The 21893-nt window shown below is 56.3% G+C and carries 23 protein-coding genes; 14 read left to right on the top strand and 9 right to left on the bottom strand.

Going from position 1 to position 21893, the window contains the following annotated elements:
* Nucleotides 1-112 precede the first annotated feature (112 nt).
* On the top strand, nucleotides 113-343 hold the full coding sequence (yjdI, locus tag ACW9E7_RS16280) for a 4Fe-4S mono-cluster protein YjdI (protein WP_008499689.1): 231 nt from the start codon (nucleotides 113-115) through the stop codon (nucleotides 341-343).
* Nucleotides 344-353: 10 nt separating this feature from the next.
* On the top strand, nucleotides 354-626 hold the full coding sequence (locus tag ACW9E7_RS16275; RefSeq protein WP_008499687.1) for a GNAT family N-acetyltransferase: 273 nt from the start codon (nucleotides 354-356) through the stop codon (nucleotides 624-626).
* A gap of 28 nt (nucleotides 627-654) precedes the next feature.
* On the opposite strand, the gene ACW9E7_RS16270 is transcribed toward ACW9E7_RS16275, so the two are convergent.
* A complete protein-coding gene (locus ACW9E7_RS16270) occupies nucleotides 655-1266 on the bottom strand; it encodes a LysE family translocator (RefSeq protein ID WP_458728094.1) in 612 nt (203 codons plus the stop codon).
* A gap of 115 nt (nucleotides 1267-1381) precedes the next feature.
* Between ACW9E7_RS16270 and ACW9E7_RS16265 the strand changes: the two genes are divergently transcribed.
* A complete protein-coding gene (locus ACW9E7_RS16265; protein ID WP_127732234.1) occupies nucleotides 1382-1852 on the top strand; it encodes an Lrp/AsnC family transcriptional regulator in 471 nt (156 codons plus the stop codon).
* A gap of 38 nt (nucleotides 1853-1890) precedes the next feature.
* Here ACW9E7_RS16265 and ACW9E7_RS16260 read toward each other — a convergent pair whose 3' ends face one another.
* Together ACW9E7_RS16260 and ACW9E7_RS16255 are read right to left on the bottom strand one after the other, a co-directional pair.
* Entirely contained in the window at nucleotides 1891-3120 is a 1230-nt protein-coding gene (locus tag ACW9E7_RS16260; RefSeq protein ID WP_458728093.1) for an amino acid permease, read from the bottom strand.
* Nucleotides 3121-3239: 119 nt separating this feature from the next.
* On the bottom strand, nucleotides 3240-3701 hold the full coding sequence (locus ACW9E7_RS16255) for a multidrug/biocide efflux PACE transporter (RefSeq protein ID WP_115876214.1): 462 nt from the start codon (nucleotides 3699-3701) through the stop codon (nucleotides 3240-3242).
* A 105-nt stretch (nucleotides 3702-3806) separates the two neighbouring features.
* Between ACW9E7_RS16255 and ACW9E7_RS16250 the strand changes: the two genes are divergently transcribed.
* From ACW9E7_RS16250 to ACW9E7_RS16225, 6 genes are all read left to right on the top strand, one after another.
* The gene (locus ACW9E7_RS16250; RefSeq protein WP_115876213.1) at nucleotides 3807-4673 is read left to right on the top strand and encodes a LysR family transcriptional regulator; all 867 of its coding nucleotides are present in this window, start codon (nucleotides 3807-3809) and stop codon (nucleotides 4671-4673) included.
* Between the two features lie 93 nt (nucleotides 4674-4766).
* The gene (locus ACW9E7_RS16245; protein WP_111966096.1) at nucleotides 4767-5945 is read left to right on the top strand and encodes an acetyl-CoA C-acetyltransferase; all 1179 of its coding nucleotides are present in this window, start codon (nucleotides 4767-4769) and stop codon (nucleotides 5943-5945) included.
* 232 nt (nucleotides 5946-6177) lie between these two features.
* On the top strand, nucleotides 6178-7014 hold the full coding sequence (gene kduI / locus ACW9E7_RS16240; protein WP_458728092.1) for a 5-dehydro-4-deoxy-D-glucuronate isomerase: 837 nt from the start codon (nucleotides 6178-6180) through the stop codon (nucleotides 7012-7014).
* 63 nt (nucleotides 7015-7077) lie between these two features.
* Nucleotides 7078-7839 (top strand): 2-dehydro-3-deoxy-D-gluconate 5-dehydrogenase KduD, encoded by a 762-nt coding sequence (gene kduD, locus ACW9E7_RS16235; protein WP_136195110.1) that lies wholly within the window; start codon nucleotides 7078-7080, stop codon nucleotides 7837-7839.
* 312 nt (nucleotides 7840-8151) lie between these two features.
* Entirely contained in the window at nucleotides 8152-9567 is a 1416-nt protein-coding gene (araE, locus tag ACW9E7_RS16230) for an arabinose-proton symporter AraE (RefSeq protein WP_458728091.1), read from the top strand.
* 132 nt (nucleotides 9568-9699) lie between these two features.
* Nucleotides 9700-10392 carry an aspartate/glutamate racemase gene (locus ACW9E7_RS16225; protein ID WP_458728399.1) on the top strand — a complete coding sequence of 231 codons (693 nt, stop codon included), beginning with the start codon at nucleotides 9700-9702 and terminating at the stop codon, nucleotides 10390-10392.
* Between the two features lie 14 nt (nucleotides 10393-10406).
* Here ACW9E7_RS16225 and ACW9E7_RS16220 read toward each other — a convergent pair whose 3' ends face one another.
* The gene (locus ACW9E7_RS16220) at nucleotides 10407-10799 is read right to left on the bottom strand and encodes a winged helix-turn-helix transcriptional regulator (RefSeq protein ID WP_458728090.1); all 393 of its coding nucleotides are present in this window, start codon (nucleotides 10797-10799) and stop codon (nucleotides 10407-10409) included.
* Between the two features lie 190 nt (nucleotides 10800-10989).
* Here ACW9E7_RS16220 and ACW9E7_RS16215 point away from each other — a divergent pair, with 190 nt between their 5' ends.
* Nucleotides 10990-11538: a flavodoxin family protein gene (locus tag ACW9E7_RS16215; protein ID WP_143345483.1), complete on the top strand. Its 549-nt coding sequence runs from the start codon at nucleotides 10990-10992 to the stop codon at nucleotides 11536-11538.
* A 19-nt stretch (nucleotides 11539-11557) separates the two neighbouring features.
* Here ACW9E7_RS16215 and ACW9E7_RS16210 read toward each other — a convergent pair whose 3' ends face one another.
* Nucleotides 11558-12490, bottom strand: coding sequence for a LysR family transcriptional regulator (locus ACW9E7_RS16210; RefSeq protein ID WP_458728089.1), 933 nt, complete (start codon nucleotides 12488-12490; stop codon nucleotides 11558-11560).
* Between the two features lie 121 nt (nucleotides 12491-12611).
* Between ACW9E7_RS16210 and lysA the strand changes: the two genes are divergently transcribed.
* The gene (lysA, locus tag ACW9E7_RS16205) at nucleotides 12612-13874 is read left to right on the top strand and encodes a diaminopimelate decarboxylase (protein WP_458728088.1); all 1263 of its coding nucleotides are present in this window, start codon (nucleotides 12612-12614) and stop codon (nucleotides 13872-13874) included.
* Here the strand turns inward: lysA and ACW9E7_RS16200 are convergent.
* Nucleotides 13844-14881 carry a LacI family DNA-binding transcriptional regulator gene (locus tag ACW9E7_RS16200; protein ID WP_127732220.1) on the bottom strand — a complete coding sequence of 346 codons (1038 nt, stop codon included), beginning with the start codon at nucleotides 14879-14881 and terminating at the stop codon, nucleotides 13844-13846. The two genes, lysA and ACW9E7_RS16200, sit on opposite strands and share 31 nt — an antisense overlap.
* A 220-nt stretch (nucleotides 14882-15101) precedes the next feature.
* On the opposite strand from ACW9E7_RS16200, the gene ACW9E7_RS16195 reads away from it, so the two are divergent.
* Nucleotides 15102-15587: a GNAT family N-acetyltransferase gene (locus ACW9E7_RS16195; RefSeq protein ID WP_458728087.1), complete on the top strand. Its 486-nt coding sequence runs from the start codon at nucleotides 15102-15104 to the stop codon at nucleotides 15585-15587.
* Here ACW9E7_RS16195 and galR read toward each other — a convergent pair.
* Nucleotides 15548-16564, bottom strand: a complete 1017-nt coding sequence (galR, locus tag ACW9E7_RS16190; protein WP_458728086.1) for an HTH-type transcriptional regulator GalR — start codon at nucleotides 16562-16564, stop codon at nucleotides 15548-15550. The two genes, ACW9E7_RS16195 and galR, sit on opposite strands and share 40 nt — an antisense overlap.
* 425 nt (nucleotides 16565-16989) lie before the next feature.
* Between galR and aas the strand changes: the two genes are divergently transcribed.
* Nucleotides 16990-19149, top strand: coding sequence for a bifunctional acyl-ACP--phospholipid O-acyltransferase/long-chain-fatty-acid--ACP ligase (gene aas, locus ACW9E7_RS16185; protein WP_133295087.1), 2160 nt, complete (start codon nucleotides 16990-16992; stop codon nucleotides 19147-19149).
* Complete coding sequence (gene lplT / locus ACW9E7_RS16180; RefSeq protein WP_111966085.1) at nucleotides 19142-20335, top strand: lysophospholipid transporter LplT; 1194 nt, start codon at nucleotides 19142-19144, stop codon at nucleotides 20333-20335. Before aas ends, lplT begins: the two co-directional genes overlap by 8 nt.
* Before the next feature lie 92 nt (nucleotides 20336-20427).
* On the opposite strand, the gene ACW9E7_RS16175 is transcribed toward lplT, so the two are convergent.
* Together ACW9E7_RS16175 and ACW9E7_RS16170 are read right to left on the bottom strand one after the other, a co-directional pair.
* A complete protein-coding gene (locus tag ACW9E7_RS16175) occupies nucleotides 20428-21468 on the bottom strand; it encodes an NADP(H)-dependent aldo-keto reductase (protein ID WP_115876203.1) in 1041 nt (346 codons plus the stop codon).
* Between the two features lie 131 nt (nucleotides 21469-21599).
* Nucleotides 21600-21818: a YgdI/YgdR family lipoprotein gene (locus ACW9E7_RS16170; protein ID WP_008499668.1), complete on the bottom strand. Its 219-nt coding sequence runs from the start codon at nucleotides 21816-21818 to the stop codon at nucleotides 21600-21602.
* Nucleotides 21819-21893 lie beyond the last annotated feature (75 nt).

The raw sequence follows: 21893 nt of genomic DNA, 5'->3' as shown, positions 1-21893 counted from the left end.
AATCTGGCAAGAAAAGAGTTGTGACCTGGCTTTTCGTTTTCGGCGTGATAGCCATCAGGATCCCGTCAGGCTATTCTTCATTCAGCACGATAATAATTACAGAGGCAATGTCATGGATAAAGAGCTACTGGATGCGGGTTACCGGGCCTATACCGGCGAGAAAATTGACGTTTACTTCAATACCGGGATTTGCAAACACTCCGGTAACTGCGTGCGTGGCAGCGCAAAGCTGTTTAATCTCAAACGTAAACCGTGGATCATTCCCGATGAAGTGGACGTTGAAACGGTTGTCCGCGTGATTGATACCTGCCCGAGCGGTGCGCTGAAGTATCGCCAAAAATAAGCGAGGAACCATGGATATTCTGGAAGGCCATAACAAGTTTTACGTGAATGATGCGAACGGCAATCAGGTCGCGGAGATTGTCTTCGTACCGACCGGCGAGCATCTGAGCATTATCGAGCACACCGACGTGGATGAGAGCCTGAAAGGGCAGGGCGTCGGTAAACAGCTGGTAGCGAAAGTGGTGGAGAAGATGCGCGGTGAGAACCGTAAAATTATCCCGCTGTGCCCGTTCGCGAAACATGAGTTTGATAAAACGCGGGAATATGACGATATTCGGGCGTAAATAACACCGGCGATGGCCGGTGTTTTTTTCATCTCGCCTGCTCAAATAGCAATATCAACGCGATCAGCACCATGATCCCTCCTGATGCCATGCTTACCAGACGCGCCGCCTGTGGCCGGGTCGCCAGTACCGCTTTCGAACCATACCCCACCAGCAGATAGACCAGCGTACAGGTGATAAGGTGCATCATCCCAAGCGTGGACATCTGCATTGCTATCGACCAGCTTCCGGTCGGGTCCGTAAACTGCGGAAGCAGGGCCAGGAACAGCAAAAACACTTTCGGGTTTAGGCCGCTAATGCAGAGCCCTTTCACCGCCCACTGTCGCCAGCTTCCCGCGTGGTGGGTGGCCTTTTCCGGTGCGGCAGGGTGACGCAACAGTCCGATGCCGAGCCACAGGAGATACGCGGCCCCCGCGAGGGTCAGCCCGGTTAACGCCAGCGGATGTTGAGCAATCACGACCCCCACGCCAGCCACGACAATGAGCGTGGCTAACAGATGCCCGGACATCAGCCCCAGCACCGCCGGTACCACGCGTCGTCCGTTAATCCCGGCGCTTATGGCGTAGGCCCAGTCGGCGCCTGGCGTCATGATGAGCAGAAAAGAAACCACCCAAAAGCCGGCCACAATACTCATTTCCATCGTCCTGAAGACTCCCGCAGTGCGTCAAACGTTGAGAAAAAGAATATCGCTAACTCTGCGAAATAGGCTTTCAATGTTATGCTCGTAACACGGTTAAATTGAGAAAATCTTCCACATGGATAGCATCGATCGAAAAATTCTTGCGGAGCTACAGTCTGATGGCCGCTTATCCCTTACCGAGCTCGCTGAGCGTGTGAATCTGAGCCTATCGCCGTGCCATCGTCGCGTGCGGGCGCTGGAGCAAAGCGGGGCGATAACGGGATACCGTGCCAGCCTCGACCCCGCCAAAATGGGATTCAACTTCCTGGCAATAGTGTTTGCGACGCTAAAGGAGGGGGACCGAAAGGCGGTTAGCGCGTTTGAAGCGGCGGTGGAGGAGATCCCGCAGATCGTGCTGGCGCAGCGTCTGTTTGGCGATCCCGATTACCTGATGCACGTCGTGACCCGCGACCTCTCCGCTTTCCAGAAGCTCTACGACGAGAAGCTCTCCGCCATGCCCGGCGTGCAGCATCTTCGCTCAACGCTTGTCATGAAAACGGTGGTGCAGGACAGGCCTTTTCCGCTGGAATTAGCTGGGCGAGACTGAGAGGCATGCCCGGCAGTACGCCGGGCATCAAAGGGGGGTTAGCCGACAAACATCACCGACACGCACAGCACTCCGACGATTAGCGTCAGCAGGTTGCCAATGGAACGGTACGGTTTCAGGGAGGGGATTAGATACGTCGACAGCGTCGGCATGATAAACAGGATCATGGCGATAAGCGGGCCGCTGATGGCGTAAATCATCGAAATGGCGTTCGGGTTAATGCAGCAGACGGCAAAGGTGATTAACGACACCCCCATAATGGAAATCGCGCGGTTAAAGGCGCGGCTCTTTTTCACCCCCACCTGACTGAGCGACGACTTCACGATCTCTGTCGCCCCTTCAATCACCCCAAAATAGGTACCGAGGAACGATTTCGACATCGCAATTATCGCCACGACAATCCCGGAGATGCCCAGCCATGCCCGTGATGAAGGCATCATCGACAGCGCGGACAGGATCGTCACCCCTTCCTCTTTGGCGGCCACAATGTACGACGGCGGAATAGAGAGCAGGCAGCTGAAGACAAAGAACAGCACGCTCAGGCAGATAATCAGGTACGCCACCTTCATGATCTTCTTACATTTATCCATGGCGCCATCGGCAAACTTCTCGCGACGGTCAACGGCAAACGTGGAGATAATCGGGGTATGGCTGAACGCAAATACCATCACCGGAATCGAAATCCAGACCTGGTGCAGCGTGTGGCGATCGACGGCCATCTGGCTGGTCAGCAGCGAGGGCTGCCAGCTGCCGATCAGATAGAGCGAGACAAACAGGAAATAGGCAATCAGCGGAAACACCAGGAAGCCCATCACTTTTATCGTGATATGCCGTCCCATCAGGAAGATCAGATTCAGGACCAGCACCACGCCCAGGCTGACCAGCACGCGAACGGCGGTATCAACCGTCAGGTGTTTCGCCAGCTGCTCCGTGAGCGAGTTGGTGATGGCCACTGCATAAATCTGCACCACCACAAAGAAGGCGATGAAATAGAGCGTGGTAATCAGGTTGCCAATCTTCCTGCCGTAATAGTGCGAGACGGCGCCGGTGATCCCCTCGTTGCCTTTCGTTTTCGACGACAGAATAAATTGCGCCAGCGCTCTGTGCGGCCAGTAGGTTAAGGGGTAGGCCACGAGGGCGGTAATAAACAGGACAATTGCGCCTGCGGAGCCCAGCTGAATGGGCAGGAACAGCGTTCCTGCGCCCACGGCCGTGCCGTAGAGAGCGAAACTCCAGAGAGTCTCATCTTTTGACCAAATTTTCGACATTAGAGCAACGTTTCAACTATCAAACCATCGGAATGGAGTGCAATTTACCATAGTTATGCACCGAGAGCGCAGTTGCTTCGAAGGTGAATGGCCGGAGCGGGCGTCCGGCCAGAAGGTGTTTAGCCTGCCAGGGCGCGCCGTTGCTGGCGACGCTTAAGAAATTTCTCGCGAAGGCAATCGTACGCCCAGTTATAGAACATGGTGTACGGCAGGAAGAACAGGAAGAAACCTATTTCCAGTGTGAATGCCTGCAGCAGGGTAACGCCCAGCACGGCGGCGACAATCGACACGCCAATCACAATAAACCCGCATTCAAACCCAAGCGCATGCAGCGCACGCACTTTTGCCGTACGTTTGACGCGCTGAACGGGCCAGAAGCGGTCGAAGCCGAAGTTATAAATAATGTTCCACAGCATGGCGGTGGTCGCCAGAACAATGGTCAACCCGCCCATTTCCACCACGGAACGCTGCATAAGCCACGCCGCGGTAGGGGCGAGGATCGCCGTCGCAATCCCTTCAAAACAGACAGCATGAAAGATCCGCTCCGGCAGTTTACGTTGGAGTGCATCCTGATGTTGCATAGCGATAGACCTCGTTAATTCGCCGGTATGGGCGTTGATGTGGCCTATTTTCATCGCTAAAGCTGATATATTAAAGATAGTATCCATCGCTAAAGTAGATAGGTTATGCGCTATTCACCCGAAGCCCTTACCGCGTTTGTTGAGACCGTTGCGGCTGGCTCTTTCTCTGCGGCCGCACGCCGGCTGCGTAAAAGCCAGTCGACGATCAGCACGTCCATTGCCAATCTTGAAGCCGATCTGGGCTTCGAGCTGTTTGACCGCTCTGCGCGCCAGCCGGTGTTGACGGCCCAGGGGGAACAGGTGCTGGGCTACGTGCAGGCGATTCTCGCCGCCAGCACGCGGCTGGATGAGCTGGCGGTGTCGCTATCGGCGCAAACGGAGGCGCGTCTGACGTTTGTCCTTTCCGATACCCTCAACCCGGACGTGCTGGAAGAGATGATGAAACAGTTTGACGCGCGCTTTCCCCATACGGAATTCGAATGTCTGATTGGCGAGGAGGAGGACGTGATCGATCTCCTGCAAAAGGAGCGCGCGCAGATTGGCCTCACCGAGGCGCGAGACGGTTATCCTACGGATATCGGCGCTATCCGGCTGCCGATGCAGACCCGCATGGCGATCTATGTCGCGACCACGCATCCGCTCGCCGGACAACATGACGTTCAGCGTGACGAGCTGCACGGCTGGCGAGAGCTGCGGCTGAGCACCTATCTTGAGCGCGAGGCGGAGATCGCGCGCGGGCCCGTCTGGTCAGCCCCGAATTACCTGTTACTCTTGAGTATGGCGGTACAGGGATTTGGCTGGTGCGTGTTGCCGTGCGCGCTGGTGGATGAATTTGCCGCCGCGAAATCCCTGGTACAGCTCAATGTTCCCGGCTGGCCGCGGGCGATCGGCATCGATCTGCTGTGGAATAAACGATCCCCTCCCGGCATTGCCGGAAGCTGGCTGCGGCAGTATCTGCAGGATGCGCGCTGATCCTTGTGATTAATCTCACTATTTTTAAACAATTAAGATAATTGCCAGTAACAATCCTCTACTATCGTCATGTCATTTAACACAGAGGTCGTGATGAAAGATGTCGTAATAGTGGGTGCGTTGCGTACAGCTATCGGCTGTTTTCAGGGATCGCTCGCGCGTCACTCGGCGGTTGACCTGGGCAGCGTGGTGGTGAAAGCGCTGGTGGAACGTAGCGGGATCGCAGCACATGAAGTTGATGAGGTGATCCTGGGACAGGTTCTCACGGCCGGTGCCGGGCAAAACCCTGCGCGTCAGGCGGCGCTGAAGGGCGGGCTGCCCAATACCGTCTCTGCCATCACCATCAACGACGTCTGTGGTTCAGGATTAAAAGCGCTGCATCTCGCGACGCAGGCCATTCAGTGTGGTGAGGCGGACGTGATCATTGCTGGCGGACAAGAGAATATGAGCCGCGCGCCGCACGTGTTGACCGACAGCCGGACCGGCGCACAGCTGGGCAACAGTCAGCTGCTCGACAGCCTGGTGCATGACGGGCTGTGGGACGCATTCAACGATTATCATATGGGCGTGACGGCGGAAAATCTGGCGCGCGAGTACGGTATCAGCCGTGAGGTGCAGGATGCCTATGCGCTGAGCTCGCAGCAAAAAGCGCGTGCGGCGATCGATTCCGGTCGTTTTCGCGACGAAATTGTCCCGGTCAGCACGCAGCGTCAGAGCGGCGAGCATGTCGTCGTAGATACCGATGAACAGCCGCGCACTGACGCCAGTGCTGAAGGCCTGGCCAGGCTGAACCCCGCGTTTGAAATGCAGGGCTCAGTGACGGCAGGAAATGCCTCTTCCATTAACGACGGCGCTGCCGCCGTTATGATGATGAGCGAAAGCAAAGCTCTTGAGCTCGATCTCCCCGTCCTGGCCCGCATTAAGGCGTTCGCGAGCGTGGGGGTTGATCCTGCGTTAATGGGGATCGCACCGGTCTACGCGACCCGCCGCTGCCTGGAGCGTGCGGGGTGGCAGCTTTCGGATGTGGATCTGATTGAAGTGAACGAAGCCTATGCCGCTCAGGCGATCTCCGTCGGAAAAATGCTTGAGTGGGATCCGCTGCGGGTCAACGTTAACGGTGGGGCGATCGCGCTGGGTCATCCTATCGGGGCGTCCGGCTGCCGGATCCTGGTTTCTCTGGTCCACGAAATGAAAAAGCGCAATGCCCGCAAAGGGATTGCCACGCTTTGTATAGGCGGCGGGCAAGGGGTGGCGCTGGCCATCGAACGCTAAACTCTTCTTATTAAAAAACCTCCTCCGGGAGGTTTTTTTCGCGCCCTTTTTCTCCTGGCGGCTTAATTGTGATCCGAACACCATTTCCGTTATAAACAAAAATTAAAATGAAACGTTGTTTTAAATTTCATTGAAAAGCCCACTTTATGCCGATAGTATGTGCTCATTATGAAAAACGGAACGCTGTTTCGTTTATTTCCGCCTTCGGGCATGACCACATCTGGAGGTTACCGTGGACGTCAGAGAAAGCATCCACAGCGCGCACGCCAAAACGCTGGATACTCAGGGGCTGCGCAATGCGTTTTTAGTCGAGCAGGTATTCGAGGCCGACAGGTACACCATGGTTTACAGCCATATCGACCGCATTATTGTGGGCGGAATTATGCCCGTCACGAAAACCGTCTCCGTTGGCGGCGAGGTCGGTAAACAGCTGGGCGTAAATTATTTCCTCGAACGTCGCGAGCTGGGGGTGATTAACATCGGCGGGCCGGGCACCATCACCGTAGACGGACAGTGCTATGAGATTGGCCATCGCGAGGCGCTGTACGTGGGTAAAGGGGCGAAAGACGTGGTCTTTGCCAGCATCGACGCCAGCAGGCCTGCGAAGTTCTACTACAACTGCGCGCCGGCCCACGCCACCTGTCCAACCAAAAAGGTGACCCCGGCAGACGTCGCACCCGTGACGCTGGGCGACAACCTCACCAGCAACCGCCGCACCATTAATAAATACTTCGTGCCGGACGTGCTGGAGACCTGCCAGCTCAGCATGGGGTTGACCGAACTTGCGCCGGGCAACCTGTGGAATACCATGCCGTGCCATACCCACGAGCGCCGCATGGAAGTCTACTTCTACTTCAACATGGATGCGGACGCCTGCGTGTTCCACATGATGGGGCAGCCGCAGGAAACGCGCCATATCGTGATGCACAACGAGCAGGCGGTGATTTCACCGAGCTGGTCTATTCACTCCGGCGTTGGGACAAAAGCCTACACCTTTATCTGGGGAATGGTGGGCGAAAACCAGGTCTTTGATGATATGGACCATGTTGCGGTCAGCGATCTGCGCTAGTCGCGGGCAGTGAAGCATAAACCTGCCTGTGAGTGACAGGCTCTGAAAGAGTAAGGAATAAACATGATTCTGGATGCATTCTCCCTGCAGGGGAAAGTGGCGGTGGTTTCCGGATGTGATACCGGGCTGGGTCAGGGGATGGCGTTAGGCCTGGCGGAAGCGGGCTGCGATATCGTCGGGATTAATATCGTTGAGCCTACAGAAACCATCGAGCGCGTGACGGCTCTGGGACGCCGTTTCCTGAGCCTGACCGCCGACCTGCGTAAAATCGATACCATTCCTGAACTGCTGGATCGCGCGGTAGCGGAATTCGGCCATATCGACATTCTGGTCAACAACGCCGGGCTGATTCGCCGTGAAGATGCGATCAACTTCAGCGAACGCGACTGGGACGACGTGATGGACCTGAACATCAAGAGCGTATTTTTCATGTCCCAGGCGGCGGCGAAGCATTTTATTGCGCAGGGGAACGGCGGCAAGATCGTGAATATTGCCTCTATGCTCTCGTTCCAGGGGGGAATCCGCGTGCCGTCTTACACCGCGTCCAAAAGCGCCGTGATGGGCGTGACCCGCCTGCTGGCAAACGAGTGGGCGAAACATAATATCAATGTGAATGCCATTGCGCCGGGTTACATGGCGACCAACAACACGCAGCAGCTGCGCGCAGACGAGCAGCGCAGCGCGGAAATACTTGAACGTATTCCGGCGGGGCGCTGGGGGCTGCCGGGCGATCTGATGGGGCCGGTAGTGTTTCTGGCCTCGTCGGCATCGGACTATATCAACGGCTACACCGTGGCGGTTGATGGCGGCTGGCTGGCGCGATAACCCGCATCGGGTCTGGACCTCTGCTTTCGGGCGGAGGTTTTTTTTGCTCAAAAATTGTCAAAGTCCATATTGGTAAACACGAAAAATCCATACTAAAAAATCATGAACGACATTCATCACACTTTTAATTCTGAAAAATTAATGCATTAGTAAAATAACGTGATTATTAAGCGTTAGTTGAAATTGTAATGTCCATCACAGATCGCTATGTCGCAGCTAAATAATCCATATCTTCACCTTTTCCCACCTGACACTTTTCCTCGCTTTCTCGTAATTTCATTTAACGAATTTTGCTGTTGAGGCAGGAAAAATATGACATCGATAAATGACTCTACCCTAATGCCCGCTGCGCTGCGTGATACTCGCCGCATGAACCAGTTTGTCTCCATTGCCGCCGCCGTGGCGGGCCTGTTATTTGGACTGGATATCGGCGTTATTGCCGGCGCATTGCCCTTTATTACCGATCACTTTACCCTCAGCAGTCGCCTGCAGGAGTGGGTGGTGAGCAGCATGATGCTCGGTGCGGCCATCGGCGCGCTGTTCAACGGCTGGCTGTCGTTTCGTCTGGGGCGCAAATACAGCCTGATGGTCGGGGCAATTCTGTTCGTTGCCGGCTCCATTGGCTCGGCGTTTGCCGCTAACGTTGAAATCCTGCTGCTTTCCCGCGTGATGCTGGGCGTGGCGGTGGGGATTGCGTCCTACACCGCGCCGCTTTATCTCTCCGAAATGGCGAGCGAAAACGTGCGCGGCAAGATGATCAGCATGTATCAGCTGATGGTCACGCTGGGTATTGTGCTGGCGTTCCTGTCTGACACCTACTTCAGCTACAGCGGCAACTGGCGCGCGATGCTGGGCGTGCTGGCCTTACCGGCGCTGGTGCTGATCGTCCTGGTGATTTTCCTGCCAAACAGCCCGCGCTGGCTGGCGCAAAAAGGGCGCCACGTGGAGGCGGAAGAGGTGCTTCGCATGCTGCGCGATACCTCAGAAAAAGCCCGCGAAGAGCTGAACGAGATCCGCGAAAGCCTGAAGCTCAAGCAGGGGGGCTGGGCGCTGTTTAAAATCAACCGCAACGTGCGCCGGGCGGTCTTCCTCGGCATGCTGCTGCAGGCGATGCAGCAGTTCACCGGCATGAACATCATCATGTACTACGCTCCGCGGATTTTCAAAATGGCCGGGTTTACCACCACGGAACAGCAGATGATCGCGACCCTGGTGGTCGGGCTGACCTTCATGTTCGCCACCTTTATTGCCGTTTTCACCGTGGACAAGGCGGGCCGTAAACCTGCGCTGAAAATTGGCTTCAGCGTGATGGCGCTCGGCACGCTGATCCTGGGCTACTGCCTGATGCAGTTTGATAACGGTACGGCCTCAAGCGGACTTTCCTGGCTTTCTGTCGGGATGACCATGATGTGTATCGCAGGCTACGCGATGAGCGCCGCGCCGGTGGTCTGGATCCTGTGCTCCGAAATTCAGCCGCTCAAATGCCGTGACTTTGGCATCACCTGTTCCACGACCACCAACTGGGTATCGAACATGATCATCGGCGCGACGTTCCTGACGCTGCTGGACGCGATTGGCGCAGCGGGAACGTTCTGGCTCTATACCGTGCTGAACGTGGCGTTTATTGGCGTCACGTTCTGGCTGATCCCGGAAACCAAAGGTGTGACGCTGGAACACATCGAGCGCAAGCTGATGGCCGGAGAGAAACTGCGAAACATCGGCGTGTGATCGTATTGCCCGTTTACCTGGCCCAACGTATGCAGGGGATAACCAATGTTTGTTTAAAAGGCGCTGAATGCAGCGCCTTTTTTTATTGGCACCGGATGTGTTAAAAGAAGAAACCAACGAAAAGGAGGGATGATGAAAACGATCGGCCTGTTAGGTGGAATGAGCTGGGAATCGACAATCCCTTATTATCGCCTGATTAACGAAGGGGTGAAGCAGCGTTTGGGTGGTCTGCATTCCGCAAGCCTGCTCCTGCACAGCGTTGACTTTCATGAAATCGAAGCCTGCCAGTCGAGCGGCGAGTGGGATAAAGCCGGGGAGATTCTGGCCCAGGCGGCGCTTGGGCTGGAGCGTGCTGGCGCCGAGGGTATAGTGCTTTGTACCAATACCATGCACAAAGTGGCGTCGCATATTGAGGACCGCTGCTCGCTGCCGTTTTTGCATATTGCGGACGCGACCGGGCGTGTGATTGCGGCATCCGGGATGCGCCGCGTAGCGCTTTTGGGTACACGCTACACCATGGAGCAGGATTTTTATCGCGGACGTTTGCACAGTGAATTTGGGATCGAGAGCCTGATCCCGGATGAAGACGACCGGGCGTGCATCAATCAGATTATCTTTGACGAGCTCTGCCTCGGTACCTTTAGCGAATCTTCCCGCGCGTATTACGTCAGCGTTATCGATAAACTCGCGCAGCAGGGGGCCGAAGGGGTGATTTTCGGCTGCACGGAAATTGGTTTGCTGGTCCCCGTAGCGCAAAGCCCGATTCCGGTATTCGATACCACCGCCATCCACGCTGCGGATGCCGTGGCGTTTATGCTGTCCTGAGCACCCGTTCTGGTTTACATGTTGGCGGCGTCATAGGCGGATTGCGCCGCCACAATGGCATCAATATTATTTTCCACCCAGTGCGCCAGCACCGTCACCGTTTTGGTTAATGTCTGGCCAAGCGGTGTCAGGCTGTACTCGACTGTTACAGGTACCGTGGCGAATATCTTTCGCGACACCAGCCCATCACGTTCCAGCTTGCGTAAAGACTGGGTCAGCACCTTTTTGGTGATTCGCTGAATATCGCGTTGAAGATGACTAAAGCGCATCGGTCCCTTCTCCAGACGCGCAAGGATTAACAGTGCCCACTTATCGGCGATACGCGTCAGCACGCCTCGGGTCGGGCAGCGCTCATCGAACACGTTGTAAGGAGGCATCTCCTTTTTCAGAACTGCTGTATGGGTCATGGTGGTTCCCTCGAGGTAACCAGGTGAGGTAAAGGTGCCTTCTTACGCCCGTGAATGTTTGCGTGTATAAAACGACGTAAGGTTTCTATTTGATACCAGGGAACCGAAAATGGCAACGGGCTCGCAGAGCAATTTTAAAGTCGTCTTAATCGTTTGACTCACAAGGCAATATTGCATCAGGAGATCTATCATGAGCGTTGTAGTTATCTATTATTCTGGCTACGGCCATACCAAACGCGTTGCTGAAACTGTCGCCGAGGGCGCGCAGGCTGAGCTTATCGCCATTGACAATAATGGCGATATTCAGGAAAGCGACTGGCAAAAACTCAACGATGCCAAAGCGATTATTTTTGGCGCGCCAACCTACATGGGAAGCGTACCGTGGCAGTTTAAGAAATTCGCTGACGCGACCTCTAAAGCCTGGTTCGTACGTAGCTGGCAGGACAAAGTGTTCGCGGGATTCAGCAACAGCGCCAGCCTGAACGGTGATAAGCAGGTATCGTTGCAATATCTGCAAACGCTAGCCTCTCAGCACGGTGGGATCTGGGTGAGCCTGGGGCTGCCGCCGTCAAATACTCTCGCGGCAACCCGTCAGGACATTAATAATCTGGGCGGTTCAGTAGGTTTGCTGGTGCAGTCTCCATCGGATGCTGATGCTGGCGCCATTGCCAGCGGCGATCTGCAAACCGCGGTTAAATTCGGCGAGCGTGTTGCGGCCATTGCGAAACGTTTCAACTGAGTTTTCAGACGCCCGCTGTTCAGCGGGGCGTCTGATTCAACATCTTATTTAGCTGGCCCGCCAATATACTTAGCCCTCCCTGCAGATGTTCGCTAAACGCCTCCACCAGCGCCGACGCCGGACGATGCAATGGGCGGATTAGGCTAACGGTAAAAGGAACTGAGACGCTAAACCGACGCACAACAATTCCACTTTCCGCATAATCCAGCGCCGTAAGCGGATTCACCACCGCGACGCCGATGCCCGCTCGCACCATCGCGCAAATTGAAGCCGCGCTGTGCGTTTCCACCACCATTCGCCGTTTGACCTGATGCTCGGCAAACAGGGTATCCAGTAGCTGTCTGTAGCTGTCGGTCTGCGACAGGCTAATGTAGTTTTCCCCGTGGAAGTCCTCTGGCGTGAGCACCGCCTTACCGGCAAGCCGATGCCCGGCGGGCAGAACGCACACTTCATCTAACGAAAGTAACTCCGTGCGCGCCGTGCCTGCTGGCGTTGAGAGGTTTTCGGTTAGGCCTAAATCATGGCGCTGAGCCGAAAGCCACTCTTCAAGCAGGGGAGATTCCTGAGGCACGATGGTGAGGCTGACCTCCGGGTATCGCGCCAGAAAGGGCTGCAGCAGCATCGGTAAAAAAGATTGCGAGAAGACGGGCAGGCAGACGATCGACAGCTCGCCCTGGCGAAACTCGCGCAGGCTTTCGGCTGCACTCACTATTCTGTCCAGCCCGTACCAGGAGCGCTGAACTTCCTCGAACAGGCGTAGTCCCTGCACCGTAGGGTGAAGCCTGCCCCGGGTGCGTTCGAACAGCTTCAGCCCCAGCACTTTCTCGAAGCGGGCCAGCTCGCGGCTCACCGTCGGCTGCGAGGTATGCAGCATCTGTGCGGCTTCGGTGAGATTGCCGGTGGTCATCACGGCGTGAAAAATCTCGATGTGGCGTAAATTGACGGCGGGCATAGGGCACCTGAAAGCAGAGAACTGTCCATATCATTTTTGCATAGACTCGCGATAAAACGATATTTTTTATTCTCTTTGCGCTGTGGCGTAATCATCAAAACGCATTTATCCGGAGAAGACCATGCCACGCCCGCTGAACCAGACTGATACCGATTTGAACGCCGACAACCTGCTGCGCCTGCCTGCCGAATTTGGCTGTCCGGTGTGGGTCTACGACGCGCAGATTGTCCGCGAGAAGATCGCCGCCCTGCATCAGTTTGACGTGGTGCGTTTTGCCCAGAAGGCCTGCTCCAATATCCATATTCTGCGCCTGATGCGTGAGCAGGGCGTGAAGGTCGACTCCGTCTCGCTTGGCGAAATCGAACGCGCGCTGGCGGCCGGATACGATCCGAAAGCTGACGGCGACGCGATCGTCTTTACCGCCGATGTGATCGACGACGCGACGCTGGCGCGTGTTCACGAGCTGCAGATCCCGGTGAATGCCGGTTCTGTGGATATGCTGGAGCAGCTGGGTCAGGTATCTCCCGGCCATCGCGTCTGGCTGCGGGTGAATCCGGGCTTTGGTCACGGCCACAGCCAAAAAACCAATACCGGCGGCGAAAACAGCAAGCACGGGATCTGGTATGCCGATATGCCTGCCGCGCTGGCGGTATTACAGCGCTACGGCCTGAAGCTGGTGGGTATTCATATGCATATTGGCTCTGGCGTGGATTACGGCCACCTGGAGCAGGTGTGCGGCGCGATGGTGCGCCAGGTTGTCGACTTCGGTCAGGATCTGGAGGCGATCTCTGCGGGCGGCGGTCTCTCCATTCCATATCGCGAAGGCGAAGAGGCGATCGATACCGATCACTATTACGGTCTGTGGAGCGCCGCGCGTGACCAAATCGCCGCGCATCTGGGCCATGCGGTGAAGCTGGAAATTGAGCCGGGTCGTTTCCTGGTGGCGGAAGCCGGCGTGCTGGTTTCGCAGGTGCGCAGCGTGAAAGAGATGGGGTCTCGCCACTTCGTCTTGATTGATGCAGGCTTTAACGATTTGATGCGTCCGTCCATGTACGGCAGCTATCACCACATTACCGCCCTGGCTGCTGACGGCCGTGATTTAACGCAGGCGCCGCGCGTTGAGACGGTCGTTGCGGGGCCGCTGTGCGAATCGGGCGACGTGTTTACCCAGCAGGAAGGCGGCAAAGTGGAAACCCGCGCGCTGCCAGAGGTCAAACCGGGCGATTATCTTGTGCTGCATGACACCGGTGCCTACGGGGCATCTATGTCATCTAACTACAACAGCCGTCCGCTGCTGCCGGAAGTGCTGTTTGATAACGGTAAAGCGCGGCTGATCCGCCGTCGCCAGACTATTCAGGAACTGCTGGCTTTAGAACTCATCTGATGAAAGTACGGCCCCGTTGTGACCGAATCGCGTAAGACCAGCGTGCCGGTAAACGGCGGGATGGCATCGACCGGCTGGTTTTTTGCCAGCCGGATCGCCTGATCGATGGCCGTGACAATCATATTGTCGATGGGCAGATAAACCGATGAGAGCGCAGGCTCCAGCCATTTCGCGCTTGGGGCATCGTCAAAGCCGAACAGTGAAATATCCTGCGGGATTTTAAGCCCCGCCTGGTGCAACGCTTTGGACGCACCCAGCGCCATATCGTCGTTACAGGCAAACAGGGCGCTAAACGGTACTCCGTCGGCAATCAATTCCTTGCAAAGCTCGTATCCCCGCGTCATTCCCGCATCGCCGTACTTTATCCGACGCTCGTCCAGACGGATACCATGCTTTTCCAGCGCCTTGCGATAGCCCATCAGCCGCGCTTTACCCGTGGGAGTGTGGATCGGGACGGTGATACAGGCGATCTCCCGATGGCCCTGGCCGATCAGATAATCCACGGCCTTGAATGCGGCATCCTGCTGTTCGAAGAACACGCAGCGATCCGGCGCCTGGCTCACTTCACGGTTAATGACCACCAGTGGCGTTTTCACGGTGTTCATCAGTTTGACGATCGCTTTTTCGCTCATGTAGCGCGTGTAAAGCACGATGGCATCGCACTGGCGATCGGCCAGCATCTGCACCGCCTGTTCTTCCTGTTCCGGCGCATCGTGACCGTCGGTGACGATCAGCTGTTTCCCGTGAGTTTCGGTCTGCCGCGACGCCTGCTGGAGAAGGCGGCCAAAATAAAAGCCGTCAAAGGTCGAGACGACCAGACCAATGCTGTTGCTGGTCTGGTTAGCCAGCGAGCGCGCGAGAAAGTTCGGGCGATAGCCCAGCTCTTCCATCGCAGCAAACACCTGCTGACGCGTACTCTCTTTTACCTGACCTGTGCCGTTCAGCACGCGCGATACCGTGGCCTTCGACACGCCCGCGCGCAGTGATACATCCAGCATTGTTGCCATTCTACATTCCTGCTTCCACGTAACGATCTGCAGTTTACCACAGAGCTTATGCCGTATAAGCGATGCGGGAAGCGCAAAAACTCTGCCACGATCACGCTTTTTGGTAACGATTCGTCCGGCCAGCCTGAAGTCAAACTCAATAGCCTGACTCTGGTAAGATAATCACCGAACCGGGCTGGAGCATCAGGCCAGTAAATACATGAGAAAATGCAGGTGAAACATGAATAAGGCTGTCATCCTCCCGCTTTACAAGGCTCCACACTTCGCAGAGCAGGTTACCGACTGGCTCTGGCAGGCCTTTGGCGAAGGGCTTTCTCGGGAATTTTTCCACAGTATTGTTGAGCACAGCCAGACACCGGGGGCATTACCGTTGACGTTTATTGCCCTTGAAGGCGAACAGCTTCTTGGCACGGTAGGGCTCTGGCGCTGCGATTTGATCACCCGACAGGATCTCTTTCCGTGGCTGGCGGCGCTGTACGTTGATGAGGCGGCGCGAGGTAAGGGGCTGGCGGGACAACTTCAGCAGCATGTTATCGCTTACGCAGCGCAGTCCGGGTATGAGGAGCTCCATCTCTGCTCTGCCTGCCGCGACTTCTACGAACGTTACGGCTGGCAGTACATCGGTGATGGTCTGGAATACCCCAACACGCGGGTTCACCTCTACCGTTATTCGCTCTGCGCTTCCGCAGGTGACGCAACGGAGTGACGGCGAACCAGCGTCGGGCTAAACAGATGCGTAATTTCCGGCGGCTGGCGCTGTTCAGCTAGCGCTAGCGCCAGCTCGGCGGCCTGCGTTGCCATGGTGATGATTGGGTAGCGCACGGTGGTCAGACGCGGGCGAACGTAGCGGGAGACCAGCACGTCGTCGAAGCCAATCAGCGAAATTTCTGCCGGTACCTCAATTCCGTTGTCATTCAACACCCCCATCGCCCCTGCGGCCATTGAGTCGTTATAGCTGGCAACCGCCGTGAAATTCCGTCCGCGACCCAGCAGCTCGGTCATGGCCTGTTCACCGCCGCTCTCATCCGGTTCACCGTAGGCCACCAGGCGGTCATTACACGGCAGCCCGTTTTCACGAAGGGCATCGTAGTAGCCCTGCAGGCGGTCCTCTGCATCAGAAATCGGATGATTTGAACAGAGATAGCCAATTCGGGTATGGCCCTGCTGAATAAGGTGCCGCGTTGCAAGCCTGGCACCGTAGCGGTCATCGAGGGCCACGCAGCGTTTTTCAAATCCGGGAATAATGCGGTTGATGATCACCATTCCGGGCATCTGCTTCATCAGGTGAATCAGCTCGGCGTCCGGGATCATTTTGGCGTGAACCACCAGCGCCGCGCAGCGGTGGCGGATCAGCTGTTCAATGGCCTGGCGTTCTTTTTGTTCATTATGATAGCCATTGCCGATCAGCAAAAAATTACCTGTCTGATAAGAAACCTGTTCAACCGCTTTAACCATGGCGCCGAAAAAGGGATCGGAAACATCACCCACCACCAGCCCAATGGTTTCGGTGGACTGCTGGGCGAGCGCGCGGGCATTGGCATTGGGATGATAGTTCAGGGATTCCATGGCATTTTGTACCGCCTGGCGCGATGCGTCACTGGCTTTTGGGGAGTCGTTAATCACGCGGGAGACGGTTGCCACCGACACGCCTGCCAGACGGGCCACATCCTTTATTGTCGCCATTCATTACCTTCTTATTGGGGGTAAGCGTTTACACACCAAATAGTGTTGCGGAAAAGCGGCGCGCATTCAAGGGGAGCGGATTTCCGCTCTCCACAAACGTGACGCAGGACAACCCTGGTGGTGTAATCGTTACACGCGCAGTCATGTCTGAAGAATGTCAATCTGAACCTTTGGTTACACTTTGCCTCAGGCTGTTGCGATTGTCCGATGGCGAGGATGTTAATGAGATTGATACAGTTGAGATCCCAGAGGTATTGATTGGTGAGAATTCTTAGTACGATTTCGTACTCATCTCTTGCACCAACCTGCGCGGATGCGCAGGTTTTTTTTCGCCTCCACTTTTGCTGTCGCTCCCGTATCACTTCTCGTGTAATCTGCCACCATTTACTATCAACCCTCCACACTGGCTGGCAAAGGGAGTTGAGATGCTATTTGGGTTCTTCCGTACACTGTTCCGTATTCTTTTTCGCATCCACGTCACTGGCGATGCCCAGGCGCTTCGCGGCGAACGCGTTCTTATCACACCAAATCATGTTTCCTTTATAGATGGCATCCTGCTGGCGCTGTTTTTACCCGTGCGCCCGGTGTTTGCGGTCTATACCTCTATCAGCCAGCAGTGGTACATGCGCTGGCTGACGCCGCTGATTGATTTTGTGCCGCTCGACCCGACCAAGCCGATGATGATTAAGCATCTGGTGCGTCTGGTTGAGCAAGGGCGTCCGGTGGTTATTTTCCCTGAAGGGCGTATTTCAGTGACCGGTTCGCTGATGAAAATCTACGACGGCGCGGGGTTTGTCGCGGCGAAGTCAAAAGCGACCGTGGTACCGCTGCGCATTGAAGGCGCAGAGCTAACCCATTTCAGCCGCCTGAAGGGGCTGGTGAAGCAGCGTCTGTTCCCTAAAATAACCCTGCATATTCTGCCGCCAACGTCGTTACCGATGCCAGAAGCGCCGCGTGCCCGCGATCGCCGTAAAATCGCCGGGGAAATGCTGCACCAGATTATGATGGAAGCGCGCATGGCCGTGCGCCCGCGCGAAACGCTGTACGAATCTCTGCTATCCGCGCAGTACCGCTATGGCGCGAAGAAAAACTGCATCGAAGACATCAACTTTACCCCGGACACCTATCGCAAACTGCTGACCAAAACCCTGTTTGTGGGCCGTATTCTGGAGAAGTACAGCAAAAAAGGCGAAAAGATTGGCCTGATGCTGCCTAATGCGGGCATCAGCGCGGCGGTGATTTTCGGTGCGGTTTCCCGGGGCCGTATCCCGGCAATGATGAACTACACGGCGGGCGTGAAGGGGTTGACCAGCGCCATCACCGCAGCCCAGATTAATACCGTCTTTACCTCCCGACAGTTCCTGGACAAAGGCAAGCTCTGGCATCTTCCCGAGCAGCTCACCCAGGTGCGCTGGGTCTTCCTGGAGGATCTGAAAGCGGACGTGACCACCGGCGACAAGCTGTGGATTTTTGCGCATCTGCTGGTGCCGCGTCTGGCGCAGGTCAAACAGCAGCCGGAAGATGACGCGATTATCCTCTTCACGTCGGGATCGGAGGGCAACCCTAAAGGCGTCGTCCACAGCCACAAGAGCATTCTGGCGAACGTTGAGCAGATTAAAAGCATCGCCGACTTTACCGCAAACGACCGCTTTATGTCGGCGCTGCCGCTGTTCCACTCATTTGGCCTGACGGTGGGGCTGTTCACGCCGCTCCTGACCGGCGCAGAAGTGTTCCTCTACCCGAGCCCGCTGCATTACCGCATTGTGCCGGAGCTGGTCTATGACCGTAACTGCACCGTCCTGTTCGGAACCTCAACCTTCCTGGGCAACTATGCGCGTTTCGCCAATCCGTATGACTTCTATCGCGTGCGGTATGTGGTGGCCGGTGCGGAAAAACTGCAGGAGAGCACGCGCCAGATCTGGCAGGACAAGTTTGGCCTGCGCATTCTTGAAGGCTATGGCGTTACCGAGTGTGCGCCCGTGGTCTCGATTAACGTGCCGATGGCGGCAAAACCAGGTACGGTTGGCCGAATCCTGCCGGGAATGGATGCGCGTCTGCTGGCGGTGCCGGGCATTGAGGACGGTGGCCGTCTGCAGCTGAAAGGGCCAAACGTGATGAACGGTTATCTGCGCGTGGAAAACCCGGGCGTGCTGGAAGCGCCGACGGCGGAAAACGTCAGCGGCGAGGTTGAAACCGGCTGGTACGACACCGGCGATATCGTCCGTTTCGATGAGCAGGGCTTTGTACAGATTCAGGGACGCGCGAAACGCTTCGCTAAAATCGCCGGTGAAATGGTCTCTCTGGAAATGGTCGAACAGCTGGCAACGGCCGTGTCTGCGGATAAGATGCATGCTACGGTGGTGAAGAGTGATGCCAGCAAAGGCGAGGCGCTGGTGCTGTTTACGACCGACGCTGAACTTAAGCGCGACAGGTTACTGAGCTATGCGCGTGAACACGGTATCCCTGAACTGGCCGTGCCGCGCGACATTCGCTACCTGAAGCAGCTCCCGGTGCTGGGTAGCGGGAAGCCCGATTTCGTGACCCTGAAAGGCATGGTTGAAGAGGCGGAACAGCAAAATGCGTGAGTCAGTACACACTAACACCTCACTGCGTTCAAAAGGCATGATGGCGGTCATTGCCGCGCAGTTCCTCTCTGCGTTCGGTGATAATGCGCTGCTGTTCGCCACGCTGGCGCTGCTGAAAGCCGAGTTTTACCCCGACTGGAGTCAGCCGATCCTGCAGATGGTGTTTGTGGGCGCTTACATTATCTTTGCTCCGTTCGTCGGGCAGGTAGCGGACAGCTTCCCGAAAGGCCGGGTGATGATGTTTGCCAACGGTCTCAAGCTGCTGGGTGCCGCCAGCATTTGCTTTGGCTTCAATCCGTTTATTGGCTACACGCTGGTGGGCATTGGCGCTGCCGCCTACTCCCCGGCAAAGTATGGCATCCTCGGAGAGCTGACCACGGGCGATAAGCTGGTGAAAGCCAACGGCCTGATGGAGTCGTCAACCATTGCTGCTATTCTGCTCGGATCCGTCGCGGGCGGCGTACTGGCCGACTGGCATGTCCTGGCGGCACTGGGCATCTGCGCGGTGGTGTATGGCGGGGCGGTCGTGGCAAACCTCTTTATTCCGAAGCTGCCAGTGGCTCGCCCGGGGCAATCCTGGCGCTTCAAACCGATGACCGGCAGTTTCTTCAACGCGTGCCGCGTGCTGTGGCGTAACGGGGAAACGCGTTTCTCCCTGATGGGGACCAGTATGTTCTGGGGGGCGGGCGTCACGCTGCGCTTCCTGCTGGTCCTGTGGGTGCCGGTGGCGCTGGGCATTACGGACAATGCGACGCCGACCTATCTTAATGCGATGGTGGCCATCGGCATTGTGGTTGGGGCGGGTGCGGCGGCGAAGCTGGTGACGCTCGAGACGGTAGCGCGCTGCATGCCCGCAGGGATCCTGATTGGCGTCGTGGTGCTTATCTTCTCGCTGCAGCATGCGTTATTGCCCGCGTATGTCCTCCTCATCCTGATTGGTATTCTGGGGGGCTTCTTCGTGGTGCCGCTGAACGCGTTGCTGCAGGAACGGGGTAAGCAGACTGTCGGGGCGGGAAATGCTATCGCGGTACAAAACCTGGGTGAAAACCTGGCAATGCTGTTAATGCTGGGGCTCTACTCGCTGGCGGTAAAAGTGGGTGTGCCGGTGGTGGGGATCGGCGTCGGGTTTGGTGGGCTGTTTGCGATTGCGATCGCGGGCTTGTGGATTTGGCAGCGTCGGCGTTGATATCTAGCCGGGTGGTGGCTTCGCCTTACCGGGCCTGCGTTTGAGCACCTGTAGGCCCGGTAAGCGTAGCGCCACCGGGCAAAAGCGTCAGGCTATGGTGCAGGATAAGTATAAACCTGATGCACCGCTTCAATCTCTGCTAACACGTCTTCACTCAGGTTCAGGTGGAAACTCTCAATATTGGTTTTCAGCTGTTCCATCGTTGTCGCGCCCAGCAGGGTGCTGGCAACAAACGGCTGACGACGCACGAAGGCCAGCGCCATCTGTGCAGGGTCAAGACCGTGACGCTTTGCGATATCTACATAGGCAGCAACGGCTTTCTGCGTCTGCTCACCGCTGTAGCGGGTGAAGCGGCTAAAGAGGGTATTTCGCGCCCCCGCCGGCTTCGCGCCGTTCAGGTATTTCCCCGTCAGCGTGCCGAAGCCGAGACAGGAATAGGCGAGCAGCTCTACCTCTTCATACTGTGTCACTTCGGCCAGACCCACCTCATAGCTGCGGTTAAGCAAGCTGTACGGGTTCTGGATAGTCACAATACGCGGCAGATCGTGCTTATCCGCCAGGTGCAGATAGCGCATGACCCCAAAGGCCGTTTCGTTAGATACGCCAATGTAGCGGATTTTTCCCGCGCGCTGGCACTCGGTCAGCGCTTCCAGCGTTTCCAGCAGCGTCACGGCGGGGGCGCTCTCATTCCAGCTGTATCCGAGCTTGCCAAAGCAGTTGGTTGGTCGCTGCGGCCAGTGCACCTGGTAGAGGTCGAGATAGTCGGTTTGCAGGCGCTTCAGGCTGGCATCCAGAGCGGCGCGGATATTCTTGCGATCGAGGATCTGGTTCGGGCGGATCCCGGTATCGTTATTGCGTGCGGGGCCACTGACTTTTGAGGCAATCACCAGCTTTTCACGGTTGCCGCGCTTTGCCAACCAGTTACCGACGTAGGTTTCGGTAAGTCCCTGCGTTTCAGGGCGTGGCGGAACAGGGTACATCTCTGCAACATCAATCAGGTTAATGCCCTGGCTGACGGCGTAATCGAGTTGTGCATGGGCATCGGCTTCGCTGTTTTGTTCACCAAATGTCATCGTGCCCAACCCCAGTTGGCTTATTTCCAGAGCGCTGTGGGGGATACGGTGATAATGCATAGCCGGCTTCCTCAGTAGACTTATAGACCGCGTCAGGGCGTGCCCGACAAAGGAATATAAACATGGCAGAGGGGAAGCAAAAGGGGAAGAAAAAAATCAAAAAGGCCAGCAAGCGGCTGACCTCTCTCTGATTATCGCTCGATAATTTGCGATACTTCGTCGCGATTGATCTGCATTTTATTGCCTTCCTGGTCGCGGTAGCTGACCAGACCGGTATCATCGTCAACTTCGGGTTTGCCATCGGTCAGGATCATTCGACCATCTTTTGTCGCCATGACGTAATCGCTGCTACAGCCCGATACGGCAAACGCTAAACCGACTGCTGACACTAATACTGCCCATTTTTTCATCGTTATCGTCCTCATCTGGCTTGTATCAAATCATAATCTAGTATTAACCCGATATGGCGACTTGAGGAAGCGGTA

Source organism: Enterobacter sp. H2G27, from assembly GCF_054403075.1.
The sequence above is the reverse complement of the archived record's forward strand: the minus strand, read 5'-3'. Positions and strand labels throughout refer to the sequence as shown.

Bases quoted from the DNA above. Each gene is read 5' to 3' on its own strand.
- yjdI (WP_008499689.1), top strand. From the start codon at position 113: ATGGATAAAGAGCTACTGGATGCGGGTTACCGGGCCTATACCGGCGAG.
- ACW9E7_RS16275 (WP_008499687.1), top strand. From the start codon at position 354: ATGGATATTCTGGAAGGCCATAACAAGTTTTACGTGAATGATGCGAAC.
- ACW9E7_RS16270 (WP_458728094.1), bottom strand. From the start codon at position 1,266: ATGGAAATGAGTATTGTGGCCGGCTTTTGGGTGGTTTCTTTTCTGCTC.
- ACW9E7_RS16265 (WP_127732234.1), top strand. From the start codon at position 1,382: ATGGATAGCATCGATCGAAAAATTCTTGCGGAGCTACAGTCTGATGGC.
- ACW9E7_RS16260 (WP_458728093.1), bottom strand. From the start codon at position 3,120: ATGTCGAAAATTTGGTCAAAAGATGAGACTCTCTGGAGTTTCGCTCTC.
- ACW9E7_RS16255 (WP_115876214.1), bottom strand. From the start codon at position 3,701: ATGCAACATCAGGATGCACTCCAACGTAAACTGCCGGAGCGGATCTTT.
- ACW9E7_RS16250 (WP_115876213.1), top strand. From the start codon at position 3,807: ATGCGCTATTCACCCGAAGCCCTTACCGCGTTTGTTGAGACCGTTGCG.
- ACW9E7_RS16245 (WP_111966096.1), top strand. From the start codon at position 4,767: ATGAAAGATGTCGTAATAGTGGGTGCGTTGCGTACAGCTATCGGCTGT.
- kduD (WP_136195110.1), top strand. From the start codon at position 7,078: ATGATTCTGGATGCATTCTCCCTGCAGGGGAAAGTGGCGGTGGTTTCC.
- araE (WP_458728091.1), top strand. From the start codon at position 8,152: ATGACATCGATAAATGACTCTACCCTAATGCCCGCTGCGCTGCGTGAT.
- ACW9E7_RS16225 (WP_458728399.1), top strand. From the start codon at position 9,700: ATGAAAACGATCGGCCTGTTAGGTGGAATGAGCTGGGAATCGACAATC.
- ACW9E7_RS16220 (WP_458728090.1), bottom strand. From the start codon at position 10,799: ATGACCCATACAGCAGTTCTGAAAAAGGAGATGCCTCCTTACAACGTG.
- ACW9E7_RS16215 (WP_143345483.1), top strand. From the start codon at position 10,990: ATGAGCGTTGTAGTTATCTATTATTCTGGCTACGGCCATACCAAACGC.
- ACW9E7_RS16210 (WP_458728089.1), bottom strand. From the start codon at position 12,490: ATGCCCGCCGTCAATTTACGCCACATCGAGATTTTTCACGCCGTGATG.
- lysA (WP_458728088.1), top strand. From the start codon at position 12,612: ATGCCACGCCCGCTGAACCAGACTGATACCGATTTGAACGCCGACAAC.
- ACW9E7_RS16200 (WP_127732220.1), bottom strand. From the start codon at position 14,881: ATGGCAACAATGCTGGATGTATCACTGCGCGCGGGCGTGTCGAAGGCC.
- ACW9E7_RS16195 (WP_458728087.1), top strand. From the start codon at position 15,102: ATGAATAAGGCTGTCATCCTCCCGCTTTACAAGGCTCCACACTTCGCA.
- galR (WP_458728086.1), bottom strand. From the start codon at position 16,564: ATGGCGACAATAAAGGATGTGGCCCGTCTGGCAGGCGTGTCGGTGGCA.
- aas (WP_133295087.1), top strand. From the start codon at position 16,990: ATGCTATTTGGGTTCTTCCGTACACTGTTCCGTATTCTTTTTCGCATC.
- lplT (WP_111966085.1), top strand. From the start codon at position 19,142: ATGCGTGAGTCAGTACACACTAACACCTCACTGCGTTCAAAAGGCATG.
- ACW9E7_RS16175 (WP_115876203.1), bottom strand. From the start codon at position 21,468: ATGCATTATCACCGTATCCCCCACAGCGCTCTGGAAATAAGCCAACTG.
- ACW9E7_RS16170 (WP_008499668.1), bottom strand. From the start codon at position 21,818: ATGAAAAAATGGGCAGTATTAGTGTCAGCAGTCGGTTTAGCGTTTGCC.